The organism is Leeuwenhoekiella sp. MAR_2009_132 (assembly GCF_000687915.1).
Classification (GTDB): Bacteria; Bacteroidota; Bacteroidia; order Flavobacteriales; family Flavobacteriaceae; genus Leeuwenhoekiella.
In genome coordinates, this window is record NZ_JHZY01000002.1 from 1,615,902 (window position 1) to 1,637,106 (window position 21,205).

Below are 21,205 nucleotides of genomic sequence, written 5' to 3' on the forward strand. Positions count from 1 at the left end.
TAAGGGAAATTAGTTATTATATTTAATAATTTATCTGTAAAATAACAAAAAATACAGATATCATATTAATAAAAAATTACCGAAGCTCATTTTATGAATGAATTTTCTTTCAGAAATAAGATTCCTTTGAGTTGAGAATGCCATCTAACTTAATTAAATACCACACCATACAAATTTTTAAGAGCATCATAGAAAGCAAACACAAAATTAATACGGGAACATAACTCCATAAAAATGTATAAATAAACATCGTAGGAGCCATTACAGCCATAGATCCGCCCATAAGATATAATAGAAAATTGTCTGGATGCCTGTTTCTAATAGGTATGATTGAACAAAAGAATATCCATGATATGAGAGCTGCCAATGCCGGAAAGAAAATAACATTATCGGGTAAATTATCAAAAACCAGTAGCGTTAACTCCCAAAAAGCATAAAGAATCCCCGTAAGTCCTAATATGGTTTTAAACAAAGCATCTCTATCTAGGGTAAAACCTACCTTTTTAAAAACAGGCCATAAATGATAAATCATCGTAAATGTAGCTAATACATAACCGCCTAGCACTAATGAAAAATAGCGTTCAAAGTTAATTAAGAAAAAAGTCTCGTTAATTAACTCACAACTTAAATAGATTATAAAATATAAATTATGTCTCTGTGAGTTGAAATAATAAAACGCGTAAATTAATATCGCAGATAGGGGTCGTAAAATTATAGAATTATCAATTTCTAATGAAACCAATATTATTTCGGTAAAACCTAGAATTAAGAATAAGAATAATAAAATTTTTAATCTCATTTATGAGTTCTTAAAAATTGAGTGGTACTAAATAAAATATTCATTTATAACTACGCAAATTTCTTAGTTTAAGTTCTTAAGTTATTGAATATAAACCTATATCATAGCTAGAAATTCACTTTCAGTAATGATAGGCACATTCAATTTTTCGGCTTTTTCACGTTTACTTGGCCCCATATTCTCACCAGCCACCAGATAATTTGTTTTTGAAGAAATACTTCCCGAAGCTTTACCTCCGTTATCTTCAATCATTTTTTTGAGCTCGGTGCGTGAGACCTGTGTAAACACTCCAGAAATTACAAAAATACTTCCTTTCAACTTTTCGGTTTGATTCTCAAGTACTGCAGCATCAAGCTCTAATTGTACGCCTTGATTTTTAAGTTTATCTATTAAAACCTTATTTTCTTCGGAAGCAAAAAACTCAACAACACTTTGCGCAATACGCTCCCCAATCTCATCTACGGCTATCAACTCGTCAAAAGAGGCCTGAGCTAAAACTTCGATGCTTTTAAATTGTTTGGCAAGTTTACGAGCAACAGTCTCGCCCACAAATCGAATTCCTAGCCCAAAAAGCACGCGCTCAAAAGGAATATTTTTAGAAGACTCAACGCCTTTTACTAAATTAACAGCAGATTTTTCTGCCATTCTATCTAAGGGTAAAATATCTTCCTTTCTTAAATCATAAAGGTCTGCATAGTTTTTTATTAGTCCATTATTTACAAGCAATGCTACCGTCTCGCCTCCAAGACCTTCTATATCCAAGGCTTTTCTAGAAATGTAATGTTGTATTCTTCCTATAATTTGAGGAGGGCAACCACTTGCGTTAGGGCAATAATGCTGTGCTTCACCAGGCTGTCTTACAAGCGTAGTATCACACTCAGGACAACTCGTAATATATTGCGTGGGAGTTGAGTCTGAACTTCGTTTTTCAAAATCTACACCTACAATTTTCGGTATTATTTCACCACCCTTTTCTACATAAACCGTGTCACCTTCCCGGATATCTAATTTTTCAATTTGATCTGCATTGTGTAGAGAAGCGCGTTTAACTATTGTTCCTGCAAGTTGTACTGCATTTAAATTTGCCACGGGTGTAATTGCACCGGTACGCCCTACCTGGTAAGTTATTTTTTCTAATACGGTTTCAGCTTGCTCGGTTTTAAATTTGTAAGCCATAGCCCAACGTGGTGCTTTTGCAGTAAAACCAAGTTCTTCCTGTTGCTGAAAATTATTTACTTTAATAACCACACCATCAGTCTCGTAGGGTAACTCGTGACGGTGTACATCCCAATAATCTAAAAATTTAAAAGTCTCATCTGTTGAAGCGGTAAGTTTTGCAACTTCAGGCACTTTAAAACCCCAGGAACGGGCTTTTTCTAAACTTTCAAATTGCGATTTTATATTTAAATTTTCACCTACAATACTATACAACAAACACTCTAAAGGTCTTTTGGCCACTTCTGCACTATCTTGCAATTTAAGACTCCCCGATGCCGTATTCCGCGGATTGCTATAAGGCTCTTCACCGGCTTCAACGCGCTCTGCATTCATAGCAGCAAAACCAGCTAAAGGAAGTACAATCTCTCCCCGAATATCAAATTTTTCAGGAAAATCGCCTTTTAATTTTAAGGGTACTGTGCGTATGGTTTTAATATTATTTGTGACATCATCACCTTGTACCCCATCGCCACGGGTAACCGCACGTATTAATTCACCTTTCTCATAAGTCAAGCTTATAGAAGCACCATCGTATTTAAGTTCGCAGACATACTCAACCTCCCCATCTACCATTTTCTTTATACGCTTTTCCCAATCTTCTAAATCTTCAAGCGAATAACTATTATCTAAAGAATACATACGCGTCTCATGTTTAACGGTATTAAAATTCTTAGTGATTTGCCCACCTACCCGAAGCGATGGAGAATTTGCATCAAAATATTCTGGATGAGCCTGCTCTAAGGCTTGTAACTCTTTTAGTTTTTGATCAAATGTAAAATCATCTATTTCCGGCTTATCAAGCACATAATAATTATAATTATGCTGGCGCAATTCTTCGCGTAGTGTTTGTATTTTTTGCTGAGTATCCATTAAAACTAGATAGAAGTAGTGTAATTATTTTTAAACGAAAATTTTGATACGTATTAGGTATTTTCGGGCTTTAGCCATTTTGAAGTTAAATCAGGTACAAAGTGCTCCATCTTATTCAACAGACTATCAACATCTGTATCTTCTATGAGTAAAGCTCTGTTTTCAGCTTTAAGAAAACCTCTGTTTACCATCTCGTCTAGCATAGCTATTAAATGATCGTAAAAGCCATTTGTATTTAAAATCCCTATAGGTTTATGATGTAATCCTAACTGACTCCAGGTAATAATTTCAAAAAGCTCTTCAAACGTCCCAAAACCTCCCGGAAGTGTTATAAACCCATCACTCATTTCTTGCATTTTGAGCTTACGCTCGTGCATGTTTTCTGTAGTAACAAGCTCATCAAGACCTTCGTGTACAATTTCTTTTGTTTTTAAAAAACCAGGGATAATGCCTATAGCTTTTCCTTTATTACCAAGGCAGGCTATAGCTACCCTGCCCATTATGCCCATTTTAGAACCACCATAAATTAGCGTGATATCGCGCTCTGCCATTTTAGCGCCAAGCAATTCTGACTCTTTTATGATTGCCGAATCTGTACCTTCACTGCTTCCGCAAAAAACACAGATAGATTTTAAATTATTCATTAGCGTTTTGCTTTTATCATTCTAGGTTTTCCTGCAAAATCATTTCGCAATTCTACAGTTTTAAAACCTGCTTCTTTTACAAGGTTTACCGTCTCATCCCCAAGATACTGATTGATTTCGAAATATAAAACTCCATCAACTTCTAAACTTTCATAAGCCAATTCACTTATTTTTTTATAAAATATAAGCGGATTATCATCATCTACAAATAAAGCTAAATCCGGTTCATGACGCAGCACATTCTGATGCATTTCAGCTTTTTCGAGATTACGTACATAAGGCGGATTTGATACAATTACAGTATACTTTTGAGGCAATTCTGCCATCTCTAATATGTTAGACTTAACAAATTGTACAGTAACCTTATTTAATTCGGCATTATGCTCAGCAAGTTGCAATGCTTTATCAGAAACATCAAGAGCTGTTATTTTTGCATCTGTATTTATAGCCAGACTAACAGCTATACATCCAGAGCCGGTTCCTATATCTAAAATTTTTAATTGAGAAGTTTCATTGTCTTTTAGATCTAATAGAATCCATTCTACTAGTTCTTCTGTTTCGGGCCTGGGAATAAGTACATCTGGTGTAACTGTAAAGTTATAGCCGTAAAATTCTGTTTCACCTATAATATATTGCAGCGGTTCATTATTAAACAGACGTTCTCTAGCTGCTAAAAGAAGCTCTAACTCTTTAATCTTAATGTTTTTGTCAGGATTTAAAACAAGGTCTACAGGCTGAATTCCCAGGTATTTCTGAATTAATATTTTAAAAAAAGCAGTGATTTCGCTCTGCGGAAAATTAGGCGCTAATCGCTTAAAAAACTGCGCTTTAAACTTTACTAATTTCATCTACAGATCTTTTAACATATAAACCGGACAGGCACTATGTCCCGTATTACCCAAAGGAGCATCTATATAATAAAAACCTGCTTTCACATACAATTTTTGAGCATCTTTCATATACGGCATAGTCTCCAAATAAACCTGTCTAAAACCTGCCCCTTTTGCAAAGTCAAGACACCTTTGCATCATTTGCAAACCAAAACCCTTTCCCCGTATTTCTGAAAGAAAATACATTTTTTGTAACTCACAAACAGGACCCTCATAATTGGCTAACGGTGCGATTCCTGCCCCGCCCAGAAGCCTATTTTGATCCTCTATGACAAAATATTCCTTATTTGCAGCATTATATGTCTCATACATACAATCTAGAGCTTCATCTGCATATGCAGTCCCTACTTTAGGAACTCCCATTTCAATTAAAACCGCTCGTATGGTTTTTGCTAAAGCTAAATTATCGTTGAGTTCTACAGGTCTAATAAGAGGCATTCGTATCTTAGTTTTAATTGGTATTTTTGAGCTTGTGAAGATACACGAAAAATACATGGTTCGCTGCGTGCAACTGGCTAAAAACGGACTGAGCACCACCTATCCTAACCCTATGGTAGGAAGTGTAATTGTGCATAACAATAAAATTATAGGTGAAGGCTGGCATAAGAAATCTGGTGAACCACATGCCGAAGTAAACGCTATTAATAGTGTGATGAATAAGGAACTTCTGGCAGAATCAACTATTTATGTAAGCTTAGAACCGTGCAGTCACTACGGAAAAACTCCTCCATGCAGCGATTTAATTATAGCTAAGGGAATTAAAAAAGTAATTATAGGCACCGTAGATCCTTTTGCCGAAGTTTCGGGAAGAGGTATAAAAAAATTACTCGAGGCAGGTTGCGAAGTACAGGTGGGGATTTTAGAAGGTTTGTGCCAGGACCTAAACCAACGCTTTTTTACTTTCCACAATAAAAAACGACCTTATATTATCTTAAAATGGGCAGAAAGCGCAGATAATTTTATTGCGCCCGATAGTAGTAGAAGAGACAAAAAAGAACCCTATTGGATAACCAATTCTGTAAGCAAACAGCTTGTTCATAAATGGCGATCAGAAGAACAAAGTATACTTGTAGGATCTACTACTGCAAAAACAGACAATCCCAGTCTTACAACTCGAGAATGGTATGGCAACTCTCCCACTCGTATTGTAATCGATAAAAACTTAAGCCTTAGTAATGAGAGTCATTTGCTTGATGCAAGTACTGCTACATTAATTATAACCGAAACTGAGGCAATCAATTCAGAAAACAAAAAATATTGCAAGGCAGATTTTAATTCTAATTTGCCTAAGCAGATTTGCGACATCTTACATACGGAAGGTTTACAGTCTGTAATTATAGAGGGTGGTACACAAACCTTACAGCATTTTATAAATGCAGGTTTATGGGACGAAGCCAGAGTATTTAAAGGAAACTTAGATTTTAAAAGTGGCATTCAATCTCCGCAATTAAAGGCATTTAAAAAATTAAAAACTACAGCTTATACCGGTGATCTCTTAACCTATTATATAAATACGAATGATTAAAAATTTACTTTTTGACTTTGGCGATGTTTTTATAAACCTTGACAAAAAAGCCCCCGAACAAGCCTTAGCCAAAATGGGTATTCGTGAGATCGACAATGATATGGTTGACTGGCATAATACTTATGAGAAGGGACTAATTACTACAGAAGAGTTAACTAAATACTATCTGGATAAATTTCCGTCATTAACTAGAATCTCTTTTACTAATGCCTGGAATAGTATAATTCTAGATTTTCCGCAGCATCGCCTAGACTGGATTTTAAAACTCAAAGAGGAAGGTAAATACAAATTATTATTATTAAGCAATACAAATGATTTACACATTGAGCAGGTAATCAAAAACATGGGAGCACTTAGATACTCTAAGTTTCAAAACTGTTTTGAACGTTTTTATCTATCACAACAAATTAATCTGCGTAAACCTGATCTTGATATTTACGATTATGTACTTACAAACGATAATTTAATTGCTGAAGAAACCCTGTTTATAGATGATACAGTCCTAAATACAGCCGCTGCCGCTTCAATGAATATTAGAACCTGGCACCTTGAACCAGGTATTGAAGATGTAACGCAATTGTTTAAAATAAAACAGGAGCTCTTTTGATCTATTTATTGCTTAGCATACTCGCTTCAAGTATTATCTTTCTTGTATTTAAACTTTTTGAGGGGTTTAAAATAAACACATTTCAGGCTATTGTAGTTAATTATTTCATTGCCTGCGTTTCTGGTCTTGTTGCTTATGGACAACCTATAGATTTAATAAACATTCAGCAATACGCCTGGTTTCCCGGCACTATCTTCTTAGGGTTTTTATTTATTGTTATTTTCAATCTTATGGCAATAACCACGCAACGCAGTGGACTCTCGGTAGTATCTGTTTCTACCAAAATGAGTGTTGTTATACCTATATGCTTTGGTCTCTTTTATTATCAGGAAGCTGCAGGATTTTTAAAACTTACAGGAATAGGTCTGGCTCTTATAGCAGTATATCTGGTTTCTCTTAAAAAAACAACGGCTAAAACTATATCAAAAAACGATTTGTTGTTTCCTATTTTGGTTTTTGTTGGAAGCGGTATCATTGATACAACTATCAAGTTTTTAGAAGCAAGTTTTGTTGCAAAAGAAGATGTCCCCTTATTCTCTGCTGTAATATTTGCGACCGCCTTTACCTTAGGCATTCTAGTGTTTATTTTTCAGTTATATAATAGACAACAAAAACTTCAGATTAAAAATATATTAGGAGGAATCGCGTTAGGTGTTCCCAATTATTTCTCGATTTATTTTCTGGTTCAAGCGCTCAGAAATCCTAATTTAGAAAGTTCAGTAGTATTTACACTAAATAATGTGGGTATATTAATGCTGGCAACACTTTTAGGAATTGTGTTCTTTAAAGAAAAACTTTCAACAAAAAACTGGATCGGGTTTGGTCTTGCTGTTTTTAGTATCATTCTAATAGCTATTGTTAAAGCCTAGTTATGAGTACAACTTCAGACATCTATAAAACAATTGCAAAAAAAAGCTCCGAAAGTTTATTTAAAGATCGCGGAAGCAAATTTATTGGTCAGGCACATCCCGTCAAAGATGAAGCTGAAATTGAACGCATTCTAACTGAATTAAAAAATAAACACAGTAAAGCATCACATATATGCTATGCCTGGCAACTGGGTAAAAATTATGAGCACTATAGGGCAAATGATGATGGTGAACCCAATAATTCTGCAGGTTTACCCATTTACGGCCAGCTACAATCTTTTGAAGTTACCCAAATATTAGTTACCGTGATACGCTACTATGGTGGGACAAATCTTGGTGTAGGCGGTCTTATACAAGCCTATAAAACAGCCGCACAATTAGCTTTAGAAACCGCAAAAATAAAAACAGCTGTTATTACTGAAGCTTTACAAATAGACTTTGAGTATCCATTGCTTCATACGGTTATGCGCATAATTAAAGAAGAGCAATTAACTATCTCCTCGCAAGAAATGGAATTGAGTTGCTCAATTACCCTAGCCATACGGAAAAAGGATCTAAAAAGAATTAAAAAACGTTTTGATGCTGTTTTTGGCTTAACCGTAAATACTCAAAAATCTTAATTTTCTAAAAGCTCTAATATGTAATCTGGGCAACGCGTAGGTCTGTTTGTTTTCATATCTACAAAGACCAGAGTGGTTTGTGCTTTTGTAATCAATTTTTGATCTTGATTTGTGATTTCATAATCAAAAACAATGCTTGCACGCGGCATTTTTTTAAGACTTGTTTTTATCGTTAAAGTATCGTCAAAAAAGGCCGGACTTAGAAAAGAAAAATGCATATCATAAACAGGTAGCATTACACCTTCTTTCTCCATTTCTTTGTAAGAAATTCCGATATCGTTTAACCATTCAATACGAGCAAGTTCCAGGTAAATAGGGTAGTTAGCGTGATGTACAACACCCATTTGATCGGTTTCTGCGTATCTTACTTTAACATTAGTTGAGCTTGTTTTCATAGACTTATTAACATATAAAAAAGGCTAGTTTATAATATGCAGAGTATGCGATAAAAATTCTACAAAACCAATGTAATTTTCTTTTTTTATTACATATTTTGTTCACATATTTGCCCCGCACTGAAAGAAACGAAGATCTCTACATTTTCTCACTTTTCAAGTGATCTAAATTAGAAATAACTTAAAATTTAATCATTAGAATGAGTATGACTGCGCAAACAGTTTGGGATAATTGCCTCTTGTTTATTCAAGACAATATAACCCCGCAGGCTTACAAAACCTGGTTCGAACCTATTAAAGCGGTTAAACTTACAGATAATGCTTTAAGTATACAGGTACCGAGTAAATTTTTCTACGAGTGGCTTGAAGAACATTATGTTAAACTTCTAAAAGTGTCACTTACCAAAGAGCTGGGGGAAAGTGCTAAACTGGTTTATGTTATACGTATGGAAAACACCTACGGCAACAGACAGCCATTTACTGAAAAAATACCTAGTACAAATCGCCCTTCTACGATGAAGTCTCAGGAGGTTGATGCACCTTTTAAAAATAAAAATCCAGAACTAAAGAATCCATTTATAATTCCTGGAATACGTAATCTTCAGATAGAGTCTCAATTAAACCCTAATTACAATTTTGATAATTTTCTTGAGGGTGACTCTAACCGCCTCGCGCGATCTGCAGGTATGGCTGTTGCTAATAAGCCGGGTGGTACATCATTTAACCCTTTACTGATTTTTGGAGGAGTAGGTCTTGGTAAAACTCACTTAGCCCACGCTATAGGTATTCAAATTAAAGACAGATATCCAGAAAAAACGGTTCTTTATATTTCTGCGGAAAAATTTACGCAACAATATATTGAGTCTGTTAAGAAGAATAATCGCAATGATTTTATTCACTTTTATCAGGTTATAGATGTCCTTATTGTTGATGATATTCAATTATTATCAGGCAAGGCAGGTACTCAGGATGTATTTTTCCACATTTTTAATCATTTGCACCAGAATGGAAAACAGGTCGTTCTAACAAGTGATAAAGCTCCTGTAGATATGCAGGATATTGAGCAACGCTTACTTTCACGTTTTAAATGGGGTCTTTCTGCAGAATTGCAACAGCCCGGTTTTGAAACACGTGTATCAATCATAAAAAACAAACTCTATCAGGATGGTGTTGAAATGCCTGAAGATATTGTAGAGTTTTTAGCAAACAACATCAAAACTAACATTAGAGAACTTGAGGGTGCTATTATTTCGTTAATTGCGCATTCTTCTTTTAATAGAAAAGAGATTAACCTTGATCTCGCTAAAAAGATTGTAGATAATTACGTGAAACACACTAAACGTGAGGTTTCTATAGAATACATTCAGAAGGTTGTAAGTGATTATTTTCAGATGGATGTAGATACACTTCAGTCTAAAACACGTAAAAGACATATTGTACAAGCACGCCAATTAGCTATGTTTTTTGCTAAAAAACTTACTAAGGCTTCTTTAGCCAGTATAGGTTCTCAAATAGGAAAACGCGATCACGCAACAGTGCTGCACGCTTGTAAAACGGTAGATAACCTTTCTGCAACAGACAAGCAGTTTAGAAAATACGTAGAAGATTTAAACAAAAAACTTACGATGTAAGTTTTTTGTTTAAAATCTGAAACGCTATTCCGTATTTTCAAGAACAAAATATACACTTTCATAAAAAATACGTGAGATGAAAACACGCATTCTAATGGTCTGTTTAGGTAATATTTGCAGATCTCCACTTGCCGAAGGTTTATTAAAATCTAAGCTAGACCCTAATAAATTTGAAGTTGACTCTGCCGGTACAGGTTCCTGGCATATAGGAAGCTTGCCAGACTCCAGAAGCATCTCTGTAGCACAAAAAAACGGAATAGATATTACAGATCAGCGCGGTATGCAGTTTAAACCTGCATTTTTTGATGTATATGATCATATTTTTGTAATGGATACTTATAATTATGAAGATGTGATAAATCTGGCACGCACTGAAGCAGATAAAGAAAAAGTTAGTCTTATTTTAGATGAACTTTTCCCTGGAGAGAAGGTTGATGTACCAGACCCTTACAATGATAGCCTAAGAGGCTTTGATAATGTCTTTGAAATGCTTAATGAAGCAATTACTAAATTAGCAGAACGTCTTAAGTAATCTCTAAAATCTACAGTTATGCACATCAACCCTCGATTAGGCAAACTTTACTTAATACCTACAACATTGGGTGATACTGCACCGCTAGAGGTTATGCCTGGTATGGTTCAGAGAATAGTAGATGATCTTGATGAATTTGTGGTTGAGAATGAAAAAACTGCGCGCAGGTTTATCAAACAACTATGCAAAGATAAATCGCAACCCAGTCTTATACTACACCCTTTAAATAAGCACACAGACAGCAGCGAGATTCCCGCATATCTTAATTCATGCTTATCAGGTAAATCTGTTGGCCTTATGTCTGAAGCCGGCGTTCCCGGGATTGCAGATCCCGGTGCAGAAGTGGTACGCTTAGCCCACGAAAAAGGAATACAGGTGGTTCCTTTAGTTGGCCCCTCCTCTATTTTAATGGCAATGATGAGTAGCGGAATGAATGGTCAAAACTTTGCGTTTAATGGCTATTTACCAATAGATCAAAAGGAAAAACGCCAGGAATTAAAACGCTTAGAAAATATATCTAGAGACCACGGGCAATCTCAGCTTTTTATAGAAACGCCTTATCGGAATAACAAACTTATAGAAGAGCTATGCAGCACGTTAAGCCCTGCTACCCGACTTTGTATTGCCTGCGACATTACTTTAGCCTCAGAATTTATTGTGACAAAGCCCATTTCTGTATGGAAAACTAAACAACCCGATATACATAAAAGGCCGGCGTTATTTATAATTCAGGCATAAAAAAAACGACCAGGATTGGTCGTTTTATTATTTTATGGTTATTAAAATTAACTTTATAAATTAACTTTTGCATTCTTATCAGGCACAATAAAAGAGACATCATAGCCTCCAAATTTTTTAAGGTAACTGTGAACCGAAGTACCGAAAGCATCTCTAAAACCATCAACACCACCTGAGCGAAGATAATTTTTAACACTACCCGGTCCTGCTAGGTGTGCCGCAGCTAAAATTCCCGATTCGGTTATAGTAATACCATTCATAGTTTTACCTGCAAAACGCTTAATATCTTTGCGTAAAACCCATTTATTGCGTGATGCATTAGCTACAAAAGCTTTTTCTTGTAAAACAGGATTTTCTAAGAATTCATCAGTATCTGAAATACCTAATAACAATAATGTACTTCTACCAAATTGATATTTTCCTAGATAGCCAAACTGATTTATACGTTTGTAATCGTTTTGTGACTCTTTAAAGCCTAAAGCTTCTTTAAAACCGGTAAAAGATTTTCCGGTAGTTGCTAAGCTTGAATTTTTTGTCTCATCAAAAATAGTAGAAGAATCTAACTCGTCTGCCTGAGGAACTGTGTAAAAAAGTTCTAACCCATCTGTAGAGTTATCGAGAGGCATTTCTGCATCTTTTATAGACATACTAAGTGCTACAAGACCAAATACAGAAGGGAGCGCTGCTAATTTTACTATGTTTCTTGTCATAAATAATTTTTCAGACCGGTAGTAAAACGCTACTAATACACCTGTCTATATTACCCGGCAAATATACAACTTGTAATTAAGTTACTGATAATGAATTGGTTAAGGTTTTTATAAATTTAAGGTTTTCGCGATTATTCGTTGCTTTTCCTTAGATTTAAATGATTATGTTGGCATTTTTAACAAATTAATGCTAATCTATTACACAAACATCAAACATTTAACGTTTTTCAATTATCTGTTAATTCCTTGATTATTAATCCAGTCTATATATTGCTTTCTATTTGCATTATGCTGTGCTATCGTTTTTGCAAATAAATGATAGCCAGGTTTAGAAACGTTTGCAACAAAGAAATAGTATTCATGGTTTTCAGGATTTAAAACCGCGTTGATTGCAGAAAGATCTGGCATAATAATAGGCCCCGGCGGTAAACCCGCATATTTATAGGTATTGTAAGGTGAAACCGTTTCAAGATCTTTATACAAAACACGCTTAATGACCTGATCAAAATTATTTGATTCTTTCTTTACTGCATAAATAACTGTAGGATCTGCGTCTAGTGTCCAATTGTTGTGTAAACGATTTAAATACACTCCCGCAACACGTGGTCGCTCATCATTTTTTGCGGTTTCTTTTTGAACTATAGAAGCTAAAGTATATACCTCTACTGGCGTCAAACCCTGCTTTTCTGCTTTTTGAAGACGTTCTTCTGTCCAGAATCGCTGATATTCTTTCAACATTCTGTCACGGTATTCCTCTGCATTAGTATTCCAGTAAAATTCATACGTATTAGGTAAATACATACTTAAAGCCGTTTCTTCAGTAAACTTATTATTTTTAAGAAACTGAGGATCTGTAAATGCTTTTATTAAAGAAATACTATCTGCTTCAATTTGCTGAGAAATACGCCCCGCAAGATTTTCTAATCGCTCCTGATTGTTAAAGGAAATTTTTATAGGAATGTTTCCGCTACGTATAGCATTTACAATTTCATTATTATTACTTCCTCTCTTTATAATAAAATGCCCAGCTTTAATATTTCCTATATAACCTTTACGTTGGGCTACTTCATCAAAAGATGTGTGATCTTTCAAAAGAGGCTCCAATTCTGATCTCACATCTTGATAGGTCGCATTAGTTGGAATATATACGTGTGCTTCCTCATTATTAAATGAAGTATTAGGTGTTAAAAATTTTCCGTAGATGCTATAGGCAAAAAAACCTGCTATGATAAGTCCTATTACTGCTGTTGCAGCTACAATACGCTTTATATACATTACTTTTTTATTAATTGATATAGATATTCATTTTCAAAATTACCGGCTATACGTATCCAATCTTTTTTTAACCCAACTTGTGTAAAGCCCTGGTTTTCGAATAAACTTATACTGCCGGTATTAGTTTCTAATATATTTGCATATAACTGGTGTAACTCAAGTCTCTTAAAACTGTATTGAATAATTAATTGTAAAGCCTCGGCGCCAAAACCTTTTCTTCGCTGATTATCTTCAAAAATTAAAATTCCGAGTCCTGCTCTATGATGCTTAGGCTCATAATCAAATAAATCAATAAGTCCCAGAGGTTCATTAGTGTCACTCTTACAAATAACCAGGCGAAGTTGCTTAACTTCAAAAATATCTCGATGTGAATTTTTAAGGTACTGTTTAAGTAGAAAACGGGAGAAGGGAGTTATTGTAGAAGTTAGCTCCCACATATTCTCATCATTTTCTATTTTAAAGATAAGATCGAGATCTTCTGGCTCAAGAGCCCTTAAATAAACGAGACTTCCTTTTAATGTTAAACCGGCCATACCCCTTCAAAAACTTGCTGTGCAGGACCAATTAAATATATGTCAGTGTATCCCTCTGCTGTAGGTTTAAAATCTACCTGCAACTCACCTCCTTCTACCTGTAACGGTACACTATTTAAGGTCGTCTTCCCTAACTTGTGAATTGCAAGAGCAACTGCAGTAGCTCCCGTACCGCAGCTTAGCGTCTCATCTTCAACACCTCGCTCATACGTACGCATTCTAAAGCCTGCTTCAGTTTGCTGCACAAAATTGATATTACTTCCGGCTTTGCCATATAAATCGCTATATCGTAACGCCGCTCCCTGTTTTTTTACATCATAAGATGCTATGTCAGCAACCCAGGTTACGTGATGTGGTGATCCTGTATCTAGAAAAAGATGCGAGTCAAATTTTTGAATAGAAACTACATCCTGCATTTTTAGATGCACTAAGTCATCTTTAATAATTGCTTCGTGAACTCCATCTACAGCTTCAAAAGTGGTGGTCTTATCAATAACACCCATTGCTTTTGCGAATGCTACAAGGCATCGCCCCCCATTACCACACATAGAACTAGGGTTCCCATCTGCATTGTAGTAAACCATTGTAAAATCTAGCGTATCGTGTTTTTCAAGCAGCATCAAACCATCGGCACCTATGCCAAATTTTCGGTCACACATTTCCCTGACAAGTTTGGTATTGTTTTTGGAAAAAACATTTTGACGATTGTCAATAATTACAAAATCGTTGCCGGTACCCTGGTATTTATAAAATAATAAAGCCATAACTGGTTTTTAATAAGCTTTGCAAAAATACACAAAGCAAGAATTCTAGAGCTTGTTAAAGACTAGTTAAATACTGCAACATCAAATACGTACAATCGTACTTATAATGTTATTTAAAAAGAAAAACGAATTATGAAAAAATTTGCAAGCTTACTGTTTGTTGCCATCTTAGGTGGTGGTATTACTTTAGGAGCATATAAACTCCTGGAAGAAAACATTCAACATGACGTGACAAGCGTTACAACTTCTTCAAAATTTAGTCCGGTTACATATAATGGTACGCCTTTAACCAGTACCAATGCAGATTTCACAGAAGCTGCAGACCGTACGGTACACGCAGTTGTACACGTTAAAAATGTACAGATATCGAGACAACCTCGTAGTCTTCAGGATTTATTTTATGGTGGTGGCGAGATGAAAAAAGGACTCGTAGGTGCTGGTAGTGGCGTTATTATTTCTGCAGATGGCTATATCGTCACTAATAACCACGTAATTGATGGCGCTACAGAACTTGAAGTCTCACTTAATGATAATCGCACCTTTAATGCTGAAGTTATAGGCGCAGACCCTAAAGCAGATATTGCATTAATTAAAATTGATGCAGATGGTGAGTTGCCCTATCTTCCTTTTGGAAATTCTGATAATGTGCGCATAGGAGAATGGGCCCTTGCCGTAGGTAACCCGTTTAATTTAACCAGTACGGTAACAGCTGGTATCATCTCAGCAAAGGCTAGAGATTTTAATGAACTGGATGGTAACCCACAATCCTTTTTACAAACAGATGCTGCGATTAATCCCGGTAATAGCGGTGGTGCATTAGTTAATATTAATGGTGAGCTGATAGGTATAAATACTGCTATAACCTCTCAAACAGGAAGCTATGTTGGTTATGCTTTTGCTGTGCCCTCAAACAATGCCCGTAAGATTGTTGAAGACATTATGGAATATGGCGATGTTCAACGCGGTATTTTAGGGATTTCCGGAGGAAGTTTAAACCCGAACCTTGCTAATGATTTGAGTATTGACACCGTAGAAGGTGTATATGTAGGTGATGTAGAAATAGATGGAGGCGCTGATAAAGCCGGACTAAAAAAAGGTGATATAATTACAAAAATTGACAATGTCGTCATTAGAAAATTTTCAGATCTTACTGGCTATTTAGGATCTAAACGTCCTAATGATGTTGTAGAAGTTACCTATACCCGAGGCAGCGACACTAAAACAGCTTCAGTAAAACTTCTTAAATATTCTTCTTTTGTTATTCAAAAACCAGGTTTAGAAGTTCGTGAAATTTCAAAAGAAGCATTAAAAGAATATGGCGTTAAAGAGGGCGTAGTTATAGCACAGGCAACTAATGATCAATTAAAGCGATATGATTTAAGCGGTATTGTTATTACTGCCATTGATGACAAAGTTGTTAAAACAATTGATGATGTGAAACGTGCAGTATCAAATAAGGCACCTAACGAGGCGATAAGTATTAGTTTTGTTAGTAAAGGTGGTGAGAGAAAACAAATTATATTTCAATAAAAGCATAAGTAATTATTAGTTTTAAAAGCTCTTCTTAACAGGAAGAGCTTTTTTTTTGACTCAGAAATTATCTTTTATATATCTAGTTTATTTAAATAATAAGTTAAACATCCTATAGTAGGGACCTATCATTTACTATTACAAATAAAATAGTACCTACCTTAAATGTGATAGACATCTTATTTAATATGCTCAATTATTAAAATCAAATACGTCTTTACACAGGTAATTGATTATTTTTGCGGATAAAATATACTAAGAAGGAAAGCATCTCGTTTTCCCAGAAACAGAAAAACGATTAGCCAAAAATGAATAAATTAAGACTTAGTCTAGTATTTGCATTTGTTGCATTCTCAGGCCTAACTGCTCAAGAAGTAGAAACTACTGAAGTTCAGGGACCTAAAATAAATACAATAAATCAACAATTTGAAGATTTATATAATGATTCAAATAGTTGGGAAGATTACAAAAACATCAAAAAAGGTGATTTTATAAAATTGCAGAAAAATGCAGTGGATAGTATTTCAAATTTAAAAACTGAAATTGCGAGTCTGCAGGCAAATATAGATTCTCAAAAATCTGAGGTAAATCAATTGAATGATTCCTTAGTGGAAACAAAGAGCACATTAGCTTCAACCATTGAGGAGAAAGATTCTATTTTCTTCTTTGGAATACCTATGAGTAAAGTAGGTTATATGACAATGATGTGGGCTATTGTAGGGGTTCTTGCTTTGGGTCTGGTACTATTTATTTATAAATACAAAGGTAGTAACGCACATACTCAGGAAGCTCGCAAGAAACTAAATGAAACAGAATTAGAATACGATGAGTATCGTAAAAAAGCACTAGAAAAAGAACAAAAAATGGGCAGAATGCTGCAAGATGAGCGCAACAAAGCTTTAAAAAATACTAAAAACAATTAGTGCTTCTTCGACCTATTTTATTTTTAATTTAAAAGTTTAGACCTACTGTAAATTATGCGCATAGATATTATTACCGTAGTTCCCGATCTTTTAAAGAGTCCTTTTGAAGCTTCTATAATGCAACGCTCAATTGCAAAAGGCCTTGTAGAAGTTCATTTTCATAATTTACGTGATTATACAGACAGTTCCTATAAACAGATAGATGATTATCAATTTGGCGGTGGAGCCGGTATGGTTATGATGATTGAGCCTATAGACAAATGCATAAGTGCATTAAAAGAAGCTCGTGATTATGATGAAATCATATATATGACTCCAGACGGTGAAACTTTAAATCAGGGTATTGCCAATCAAGTCTCACTGCTTAATAATGTTATAATACTTTGTGGTCATTATAAGGGCGTAGATCAGCGTGTACGAGATCAATTTATAACCCGTGAGATTTCTATAGGTGATTATGTTTTAAGTGGTGGTGAATTAGGTGCTTTAATACTATGCGATGCAGTAATACGGTTAATACCCGGAGTATTAGGCAATGAGACTTCAGCCTTAACAGACTCTTTTCAAGATGATTTATTAGCTCCACCAGTTTATACGCGACCGGCCGAATATAAAGGATGGAAGGTTCCAGATATTTTAACCTCTGGGAATACCCCTAAAATAGAAGAATGGAGAGAAGAACAAGCCTATAAACATACTCTTAAGCGCAGACCAGACCTTTTGAAAGACTAGTAGTTTTACTTTCAAAAAAATACACCTATAAGATTGTGAGATTTAAAATTAATCTTAAATTTGCAACCTGTTAAGAATAACCTCTGGCGATGTACGTGAATGTTGCTTTTATAAAATTTAAAAAATCTTAAAAATGGAAGATTTAATCAGTTTTGTACAAAACGAATTTGTAGAGAAAAAAGAATTCCCAGAATTTGGAGCTGGAGACACCATCACTGTGTATTATGAAATACGTGAAGGAGAAAAGAAACGTACACAGTTCTTTAGAGGAGTTGTTATTCAAGTACGTGGTACTGGAGTAACCCGCACTTTTACTATTAGAAAAATGTCTGGTACTGTAGGTGTTGAGCGTATATTCCCAATCAACTTACCTGCACTTCAAAAAATCGAAATAAATAAGCAAGGTAAAGTACGTAGATCTCGTATTTACTACTTTAGAGGTCTTACTGGTAAGAAAGCTAGAATTAAAGAAGTTAGAAAATAATTCTAACTCCTGTATATTTACAAAAATGCCTCTATATATAGAGGCATTTTTTTATACCTTCATTTCAGAAATTAACAAAAGTTAAAAACCTATGTTCATAAGATGTTCATAATAAATATCTAGCAATACTATATCGATATCGGAATTTTATAGTATCTTAGTATAAGTTTAAAATTTAGTAATGCCTTTGCTTATTCTGAAAAGCATTATTTGTTGCCTATATAGTTATGAAGCACTTAAAACGTGTTCAGAATTTAAAAAATTTATAAATGTATAGGATCGGGATTAATTAATTAATTCCTATGTATTGATTTACGGTGCAAGTACTAATATTCTTGCTAAAGAACTTAAAGGGTTCACCGGTAAAAAGTCAAGCCATTTGAAGCTCTATTAAGATTATTTTAATCTTAATAGAGCTTTTTTATTAAAAAACAATTAATCTAGATTATAATCTTTATTCCCTATATCAGTGGCATTAAGAACAAATTAGGTGTTAAAATCTGCTATAAAATTCTATATTTGCAGACCGAAAAAATTATTAAAATCTATTTGAGATTTTTAAATATTATATAGAGGATTAATTCTTAATTAGTGATGTAATCCTAAAACCAAGATTTATAAAAAAGAAAATTTCTATGTCAACCAAAACGTCTACAATAGCATACACAAAAACAGACGAAGCACCGGCTTTAGCTACACACTCTCTATTACCCATTATTAGAAAATTTGCCAAGGCTGCAAATATCGAATTAGAAGTTAAAGACATCTCTTTAGCAGCTAGGCTATTAGCAACATTTCCAGATTATCTTAGTGATGATCAAAAAGTAGAAGATGCCCTAGCTGTATTAGGTGAACTGGCCAAAAGTCCTGATGCAAATATTATTAAGCTTCCTAATATTAGTGCTTCTGTACCTCAGTTAACTGAAGTTATTAAAGAATTACAAGCCAAGGGCTTTTCAGTACCAAGTTATCCTGAAGACGCAAAGACCGAAGAGCAAAAGGCATTAAGACAACGTTTTGCAAAAGTATTAGGGAGTGCGGTAAATCCTGTTTTACGAGAAGGTAATTCAGACAGACGAGCTCCTAAACCGGTGAAAGAATACGCTAAAAAAAATCCTCACAGTATGGGCGCCTGGAGCAACGACAGCAAATCGCACGTTGCTACTATGTCTGAAGGTGACTTTAAATCTAATGAAAAGTCACTTACACTGCAGGAAGCTACTGAGGTTAACATAATACATACTGATACAAACGGTACAAAAACAAACTTAAAAGCAAATTTACCACTCAAAGCAGGTGAGGTTATAGACGCTACTGTAATGAGTAAAAAGTCACTTTTAGCATTTTTAAGTGAACAAATAAATGATGCTAAAGCAAAAGATATTTTGCTCTCTATACATCTTAAAGCAACTATGATGAAGGTTTCAGACCCTATCATATTTGGTCACGCACTTCGTGTTTATTTTAAGGATGTTTTTGAAAAATATGGCGAAGATTTAAAATCTATAGGTGTAGATGCTAAAAATGGCTTAGCCGTTTTATTAAATGATATTAAAAAATTACCGGCAGATAAGCAACAGGAAATTGAAAAGGCAATAGCAGACACACTTAATAATCGTGCAGATCTTGCTATGGTAAATTCTGATAAAGGAATTACCAATCTTCATGTACCCAGCGATATTATCATTGATGCCTCTATGCCTGCGATGATTAGAAACAGTGGTCAGATGTGGAATGCGGCTGGTAAATCTCAAGATACAAAAGCTGTAATCCCAGATAGTAGCTACGCGGGTATATACCAGGAAACTATAGATTTTTGCAAAAAGCACGGTGCTTTTGACCCCAGAACAATGGGTACAGTTCCTAACATAGGCTTAATGGCTCAAAAAGCTGAAGAATATGGTTCTCATGATAAGACTTTTGAAATTCCGTTAGATGGAAATGTTCAGGTTGTTGATGCTCTAGGTAATGTACTTTTAGAACATACTGTAGAAGCCGGAGATATCTGGAGAATGTGTCAAACTAAAGATGCTCCTATTCAAGACTGGGTTAAGCTCGCAGTAAACAGAGCTCGTGCAACAGGTACTCCTACTCTATTCTGGTTAGATGAGAATCGTGCACACGATGCAGAATTAATAACCAAAGTAACTCTGTATTTAAAAGATCACGATACTGAAGGTTTAGATATACAAATAATGTCTCCTGAGCTTGCAACCCGCTTTACACTTAAGAGAATGAAAGCAGGCGAAGATACGATCTCTGTAACCGGAAACGTTTTACGTGACTACAATACAGACCTGTTCCCAATTCTTGAAGTAGGAACCAGTGCAAAAATGCTTTCTATCGTTCCTTTAATGAATGGTGGTGGCTTATTTGAAACCGGTGCAGGTGGTTCTGCTCCAAAACACGTTCAGCAATTTGTAGAAGAAGGTCATCTTCGTTGGGATTCTTTAGGCGAATTTCTTGCTTTAGCTGTTTCATTAGAACACGAGGCTGAAGCTAACGGTAATTCAAAAGCATTAGTTTTAGCAGAAGCTTTAGACAATGCTACTATTAAATTCTTAGATAATAACAGATCTCCTTCACGTAACGTTAATGAGCTTGACAACCGCGGTAGCCACTTTTATCTAGCACTATACTGGGCACAAGCTCTAGCCTCTCAAGATAAGGATACTGAGTTAAAAGTTCATTTTGCAGAAATTGCAAGCGAATTAGAAACAAACGAAGCTAAGATTCTTTCAGAATTACTAGAAGCACAAGGATCTCCTGTAGATTTAGGTGGCTACTACTTTCCTGATGAAGATAAATCAGAAAAGGCAATGCGACCAAGTGCTACTTTAAATGCAATAATAAATTCATAACTGCATTTTATAATCTAAATAAAACGGGTTTTGAAGTAACTTCAAAACCCGTTTT

General features: G+C 35.0%; 22 protein-coding genes. 12 read left to right on the forward strand and 10 right to left on the reverse strand.

What is annotated here, in order from left to right; all coding sequences use genetic code 11:
* Positions 1 to 109: 109 nt before the first annotated feature.
* From P164_RS06865 to P164_RS06885, 5 genes are all read right to left on the reverse strand, one after another.
* Positions 110 to 799 carry a hypothetical protein gene (locus P164_RS06865; protein ID WP_028375697.1) on the reverse strand — a complete coding sequence of 230 codons (690 nt, stop codon included), beginning with the start codon at positions 797 to 799 and terminating at the stop codon, positions 110 to 112.
* Positions 800 to 895: 96 nt separating this feature from the next.
* Positions 896 to 2,887, reverse strand: coding sequence for an NAD-dependent DNA ligase LigA (ligA, locus tag P164_RS06870; protein ID WP_028375698.1), 1,992 nt, complete (start codon positions 2,885 to 2,887; stop codon positions 896 to 898).
* Between the two features lie 53 nt (positions 2,888 to 2,940).
* Positions 2,941 to 3,531: a TIGR00730 family Rossman fold protein gene (locus P164_RS06875; protein WP_028375699.1), complete on the reverse strand. Its 591-nt coding sequence runs from the start codon at positions 3,529 to 3,531 to the stop codon at positions 2,941 to 2,943.
* Positions 3,531 to 4,379, reverse strand: coding sequence for a peptide chain release factor N(5)-glutamine methyltransferase (gene prmC / locus P164_RS06880; protein WP_028375700.1), 849 nt, complete (start codon positions 4,377 to 4,379; stop codon positions 3,531 to 3,533). Before prmC ends, P164_RS06875 begins: the two co-directional genes overlap by 1 nt.
* Positions 4,380 to 4,859, reverse strand: coding sequence for a GNAT family N-acetyltransferase (locus tag P164_RS06885; protein ID WP_028375701.1), 480 nt, complete (start codon positions 4,857 to 4,859; stop codon positions 4,380 to 4,382).
* A gap of 34 nt (positions 4,860 to 4,893) precedes the next feature.
* On the opposite strand from P164_RS06885, the gene ribD reads away from it, so the two are divergent.
* From ribD to P164_RS06905, 4 genes are read left to right on the forward strand one after another with little or no spacing between them, the layout of a single operon-like run.
* Positions 4,894 to 5,946 (forward strand): bifunctional diaminohydroxyphosphoribosylaminopyrimidine deaminase/5-amino-6-(5-phosphoribosylamino)uracil reductase RibD, encoded by a 1,053-nt coding sequence (ribD, locus tag P164_RS06890; protein ID WP_028375702.1) that lies wholly within the window; start codon positions 4,894 to 4,896, stop codon positions 5,944 to 5,946.
* Positions 5,939 to 6,553, forward strand: coding sequence for an HAD family hydrolase (locus P164_RS06895; protein WP_028375703.1), 615 nt, complete (start codon positions 5,939 to 5,941; stop codon positions 6,551 to 6,553). The genes ribD and P164_RS06895 overlap by 8 nt, the downstream gene beginning before the upstream one ends.
* Complete coding sequence (locus tag P164_RS06900; protein WP_028375704.1) at positions 6,550 to 7,422, forward strand: membrane protein; 873 nt, start codon at positions 6,550 to 6,552, stop codon at positions 7,420 to 7,422. Before P164_RS06895 ends, P164_RS06900 begins: the two co-directional genes overlap by 4 nt.
* A gap of 2 nt (positions 7,423 to 7,424) precedes the next feature.
* Positions 7,425 to 8,042 (forward strand): IMPACT family protein, encoded by a 618-nt coding sequence (locus P164_RS06905; RefSeq protein WP_028375705.1) that lies wholly within the window; start codon positions 7,425 to 7,427, stop codon positions 8,040 to 8,042.
* On the opposite strand, the gene P164_RS06910 is transcribed toward P164_RS06905, so the two are convergent.
* Positions 8,039 to 8,437, reverse strand: a complete 399-nt coding sequence (locus P164_RS06910; RefSeq protein WP_028375706.1) for an acyl-CoA thioesterase — start codon at positions 8,435 to 8,437, stop codon at positions 8,039 to 8,041. The two genes, P164_RS06905 and P164_RS06910, sit on opposite strands and share 4 nt — an antisense overlap.
* 200 nt (positions 8,438 to 8,637) lie before the next feature.
* On the opposite strand from P164_RS06910, the gene dnaA reads away from it, so the two are divergent.
* The 3 genes from dnaA to P164_RS06925 all read left to right on the forward strand — a co-directional run bounded on the left by dnaA (position 8,638) and on the right by P164_RS06925 (position 11,338).
* The gene (gene dnaA, locus P164_RS06915; protein WP_028375707.1) at positions 8,638 to 10,068 is read left to right on the forward strand and encodes a chromosomal replication initiator protein DnaA; all 1,431 of its coding nucleotides are present in this window, start codon (positions 8,638 to 8,640) and stop codon (positions 10,066 to 10,068) included.
* A gap of 76 nt (positions 10,069 to 10,144) precedes the next feature.
* Positions 10,145 to 10,600 (forward strand): low molecular weight protein-tyrosine-phosphatase, encoded by a 456-nt coding sequence (locus tag P164_RS06920; RefSeq protein WP_028375708.1) that lies wholly within the window; start codon positions 10,145 to 10,147, stop codon positions 10,598 to 10,600.
* A gap of 18 nt (positions 10,601 to 10,618) precedes the next feature.
* Positions 10,619 to 11,338, forward strand: a complete 720-nt coding sequence (locus P164_RS06925; RefSeq protein ID WP_028375709.1) for an SAM-dependent methyltransferase — start codon at positions 10,619 to 10,621, stop codon at positions 11,336 to 11,338.
* A 53-nt stretch (positions 11,339 to 11,391) separates the two neighbouring features.
* Here the strand turns inward: P164_RS06925 and P164_RS06930 are convergent, their stop codons facing one another.
* The 4 genes from P164_RS06930 to dapF all read right to left on the reverse strand — a co-directional run bounded on the left by P164_RS06930 (position 11,392) and on the right by dapF (position 14,620).
* Entirely contained in the window at positions 11,392 to 12,048 is a 657-nt protein-coding gene (locus P164_RS06930) for a hypothetical protein (RefSeq protein ID WP_028375710.1), read from the reverse strand.
* A 231-nt stretch (positions 12,049 to 12,279) separates the two neighbouring features.
* Positions 12,280 to 13,323 (reverse strand): endolytic transglycosylase MltG, encoded by a 1,044-nt coding sequence (gene mltG, locus P164_RS06935; RefSeq protein WP_028375711.1) that lies wholly within the window; start codon positions 13,321 to 13,323, stop codon positions 12,280 to 12,282.
* Complete coding sequence (locus P164_RS06940; protein ID WP_028375712.1) at positions 13,323 to 13,856, reverse strand: GNAT family N-acetyltransferase; 534 nt, start codon at positions 13,854 to 13,856, stop codon at positions 13,323 to 13,325. The genes mltG and P164_RS06940 overlap by 1 nt, the downstream gene beginning before the upstream one ends.
* On the reverse strand, positions 13,844 to 14,620 hold the full coding sequence (gene dapF / locus P164_RS06945) for a diaminopimelate epimerase (RefSeq protein ID WP_028375713.1): 777 nt from the start codon (positions 14,618 to 14,620) through the stop codon (positions 13,844 to 13,846). The genes P164_RS06940 and dapF overlap by 13 nt, the downstream gene beginning before the upstream one ends.
* A 132-nt stretch (positions 14,621 to 14,752) precedes the next feature.
* On the opposite strand from dapF, the gene P164_RS06950 reads away from it, so the two are divergent.
* The 5 genes from P164_RS06950 to P164_RS06970 all read left to right on the forward strand — a co-directional run bounded on the left by P164_RS06950 (position 14,753) and on the right by P164_RS06970 (position 21,150).
* Positions 14,753 to 16,150, forward strand: a complete 1,398-nt coding sequence (locus P164_RS06950; RefSeq protein ID WP_028375714.1) for a trypsin-like peptidase domain-containing protein — start codon at positions 14,753 to 14,755, stop codon at positions 16,148 to 16,150.
* Positions 16,151 to 16,458: 308 nt separating this feature from the next.
* Positions 16,459 to 17,073 carry a hypothetical protein gene (locus P164_RS06955; protein ID WP_028375715.1) on the forward strand — a complete coding sequence of 205 codons (615 nt, stop codon included), beginning with the start codon at positions 16,459 to 16,461 and terminating at the stop codon, positions 17,071 to 17,073.
* Between the two features lie 54 nt (positions 17,074 to 17,127).
* Entirely contained in the window at positions 17,128 to 17,805 is a 678-nt protein-coding gene (trmD, locus tag P164_RS06960) for a tRNA (guanosine(37)-N1)-methyltransferase TrmD (protein WP_028375716.1), read from the forward strand.
* A gap of 133 nt (positions 17,806 to 17,938) precedes the next feature.
* Entirely contained in the window at positions 17,939 to 18,289 is a 351-nt protein-coding gene (gene rplS, locus P164_RS06965) for a 50S ribosomal protein L19 (RefSeq protein WP_028375717.1), read from the forward strand.
* A 635-nt stretch (positions 18,290 to 18,924) separates the two neighbouring features.
* The gene (locus P164_RS06970) at positions 18,925 to 21,150 is read left to right on the forward strand and encodes an NADP-dependent isocitrate dehydrogenase (RefSeq protein WP_028375718.1); all 2,226 of its coding nucleotides are present in this window, start codon (positions 18,925 to 18,927) and stop codon (positions 21,148 to 21,150) included.
* The last annotated feature ends 55 nt before the right edge of the window (positions 21,151 to 21,205 follow it).

Excerpts from the sequence above, each read along its gene's own strand:
- P164_RS06865 (WP_028375697.1), bottom strand. The coding sequence starts at position 799 with ATGAGATTAAAAATTTTATTATTCTTATTCTTAATTCTAGGTTTTACC.
- ligA (WP_028375698.1), bottom strand. The coding sequence starts at position 2,887 with ATGGATACTCAGCAAAAAATACAAACACTACGCGAAGAATTGCGCCAG.
- P164_RS06875 (WP_028375699.1), bottom strand. The coding sequence starts at position 3,531 with ATGAATAATTTAAAATCTATCTGTGTTTTTTGCGGAAGCAGTGAAGGT.
- prmC (WP_028375700.1), bottom strand. The coding sequence starts at position 4,379 with ATGAAATTAGTAAAGTTTAAAGCGCAGTTTTTTAAGCGATTAGCGCCT.
- P164_RS06885 (WP_028375701.1), bottom strand. The coding sequence starts at position 4,859 with ATGCCTCTTATTAGACCTGTAGAACTCAACGATAATTTAGCTTTAGCA.
- P164_RS06895 (WP_028375703.1), top strand. The coding sequence starts at position 5,939 with ATGATTAAAAATTTACTTTTTGACTTTGGCGATGTTTTTATAAACCTT.
- P164_RS06905 (WP_028375705.1), top strand. The coding sequence starts at position 7,425 with ATGAGTACAACTTCAGACATCTATAAAACAATTGCAAAAAAAAGCTCC.
- P164_RS06910 (WP_028375706.1), bottom strand. The coding sequence starts at position 8,437 with ATGAAAACAAGCTCAACTAATGTTAAAGTAAGATACGCAGAAACCGAT.
- dnaA (WP_028375707.1), top strand. The coding sequence starts at position 8,638 with ATGAGTATGACTGCGCAAACAGTTTGGGATAATTGCCTCTTGTTTATT.
- P164_RS06920 (WP_028375708.1), top strand. The coding sequence starts at position 10,145 with ATGAAAACACGCATTCTAATGGTCTGTTTAGGTAATATTTGCAGATCT.
- P164_RS06925 (WP_028375709.1), top strand. The coding sequence starts at position 10,619 with ATGCACATCAACCCTCGATTAGGCAAACTTTACTTAATACCTACAACA.
- P164_RS06930 (WP_028375710.1), bottom strand. The coding sequence starts at position 12,048 with ATGACAAGAAACATAGTAAAATTAGCAGCGCTCCCTTCTGTATTTGGT.
- mltG (WP_028375711.1), bottom strand. The coding sequence starts at position 13,323 with ATGTATATAAAGCGTATTGTAGCTGCAACAGCAGTAATAGGACTTATC.
- P164_RS06940 (WP_028375712.1), bottom strand. The coding sequence starts at position 13,856 with ATGGCCGGTTTAACATTAAAAGGAAGTCTCGTTTATTTAAGGGCTCTT.
- dapF (WP_028375713.1), bottom strand. The coding sequence starts at position 14,620 with ATGGCTTTATTATTTTATAAATACCAGGGTACCGGCAACGATTTTGTA.
- P164_RS06950 (WP_028375714.1), top strand. The coding sequence starts at position 14,753 with ATGAAAAAATTTGCAAGCTTACTGTTTGTTGCCATCTTAGGTGGTGGT.
- P164_RS06955 (WP_028375715.1), top strand. The coding sequence starts at position 16,459 with ATGAATAAATTAAGACTTAGTCTAGTATTTGCATTTGTTGCATTCTCA.
- trmD (WP_028375716.1), top strand. The coding sequence starts at position 17,128 with ATGCGCATAGATATTATTACCGTAGTTCCCGATCTTTTAAAGAGTCCT.
- rplS (WP_028375717.1), top strand. The coding sequence starts at position 17,939 with ATGGAAGATTTAATCAGTTTTGTACAAAACGAATTTGTAGAGAAAAAA.
- P164_RS06970 (WP_028375718.1), top strand. The coding sequence starts at position 18,925 with ATGTCAACCAAAACGTCTACAATAGCATACACAAAAACAGACGAAGCA.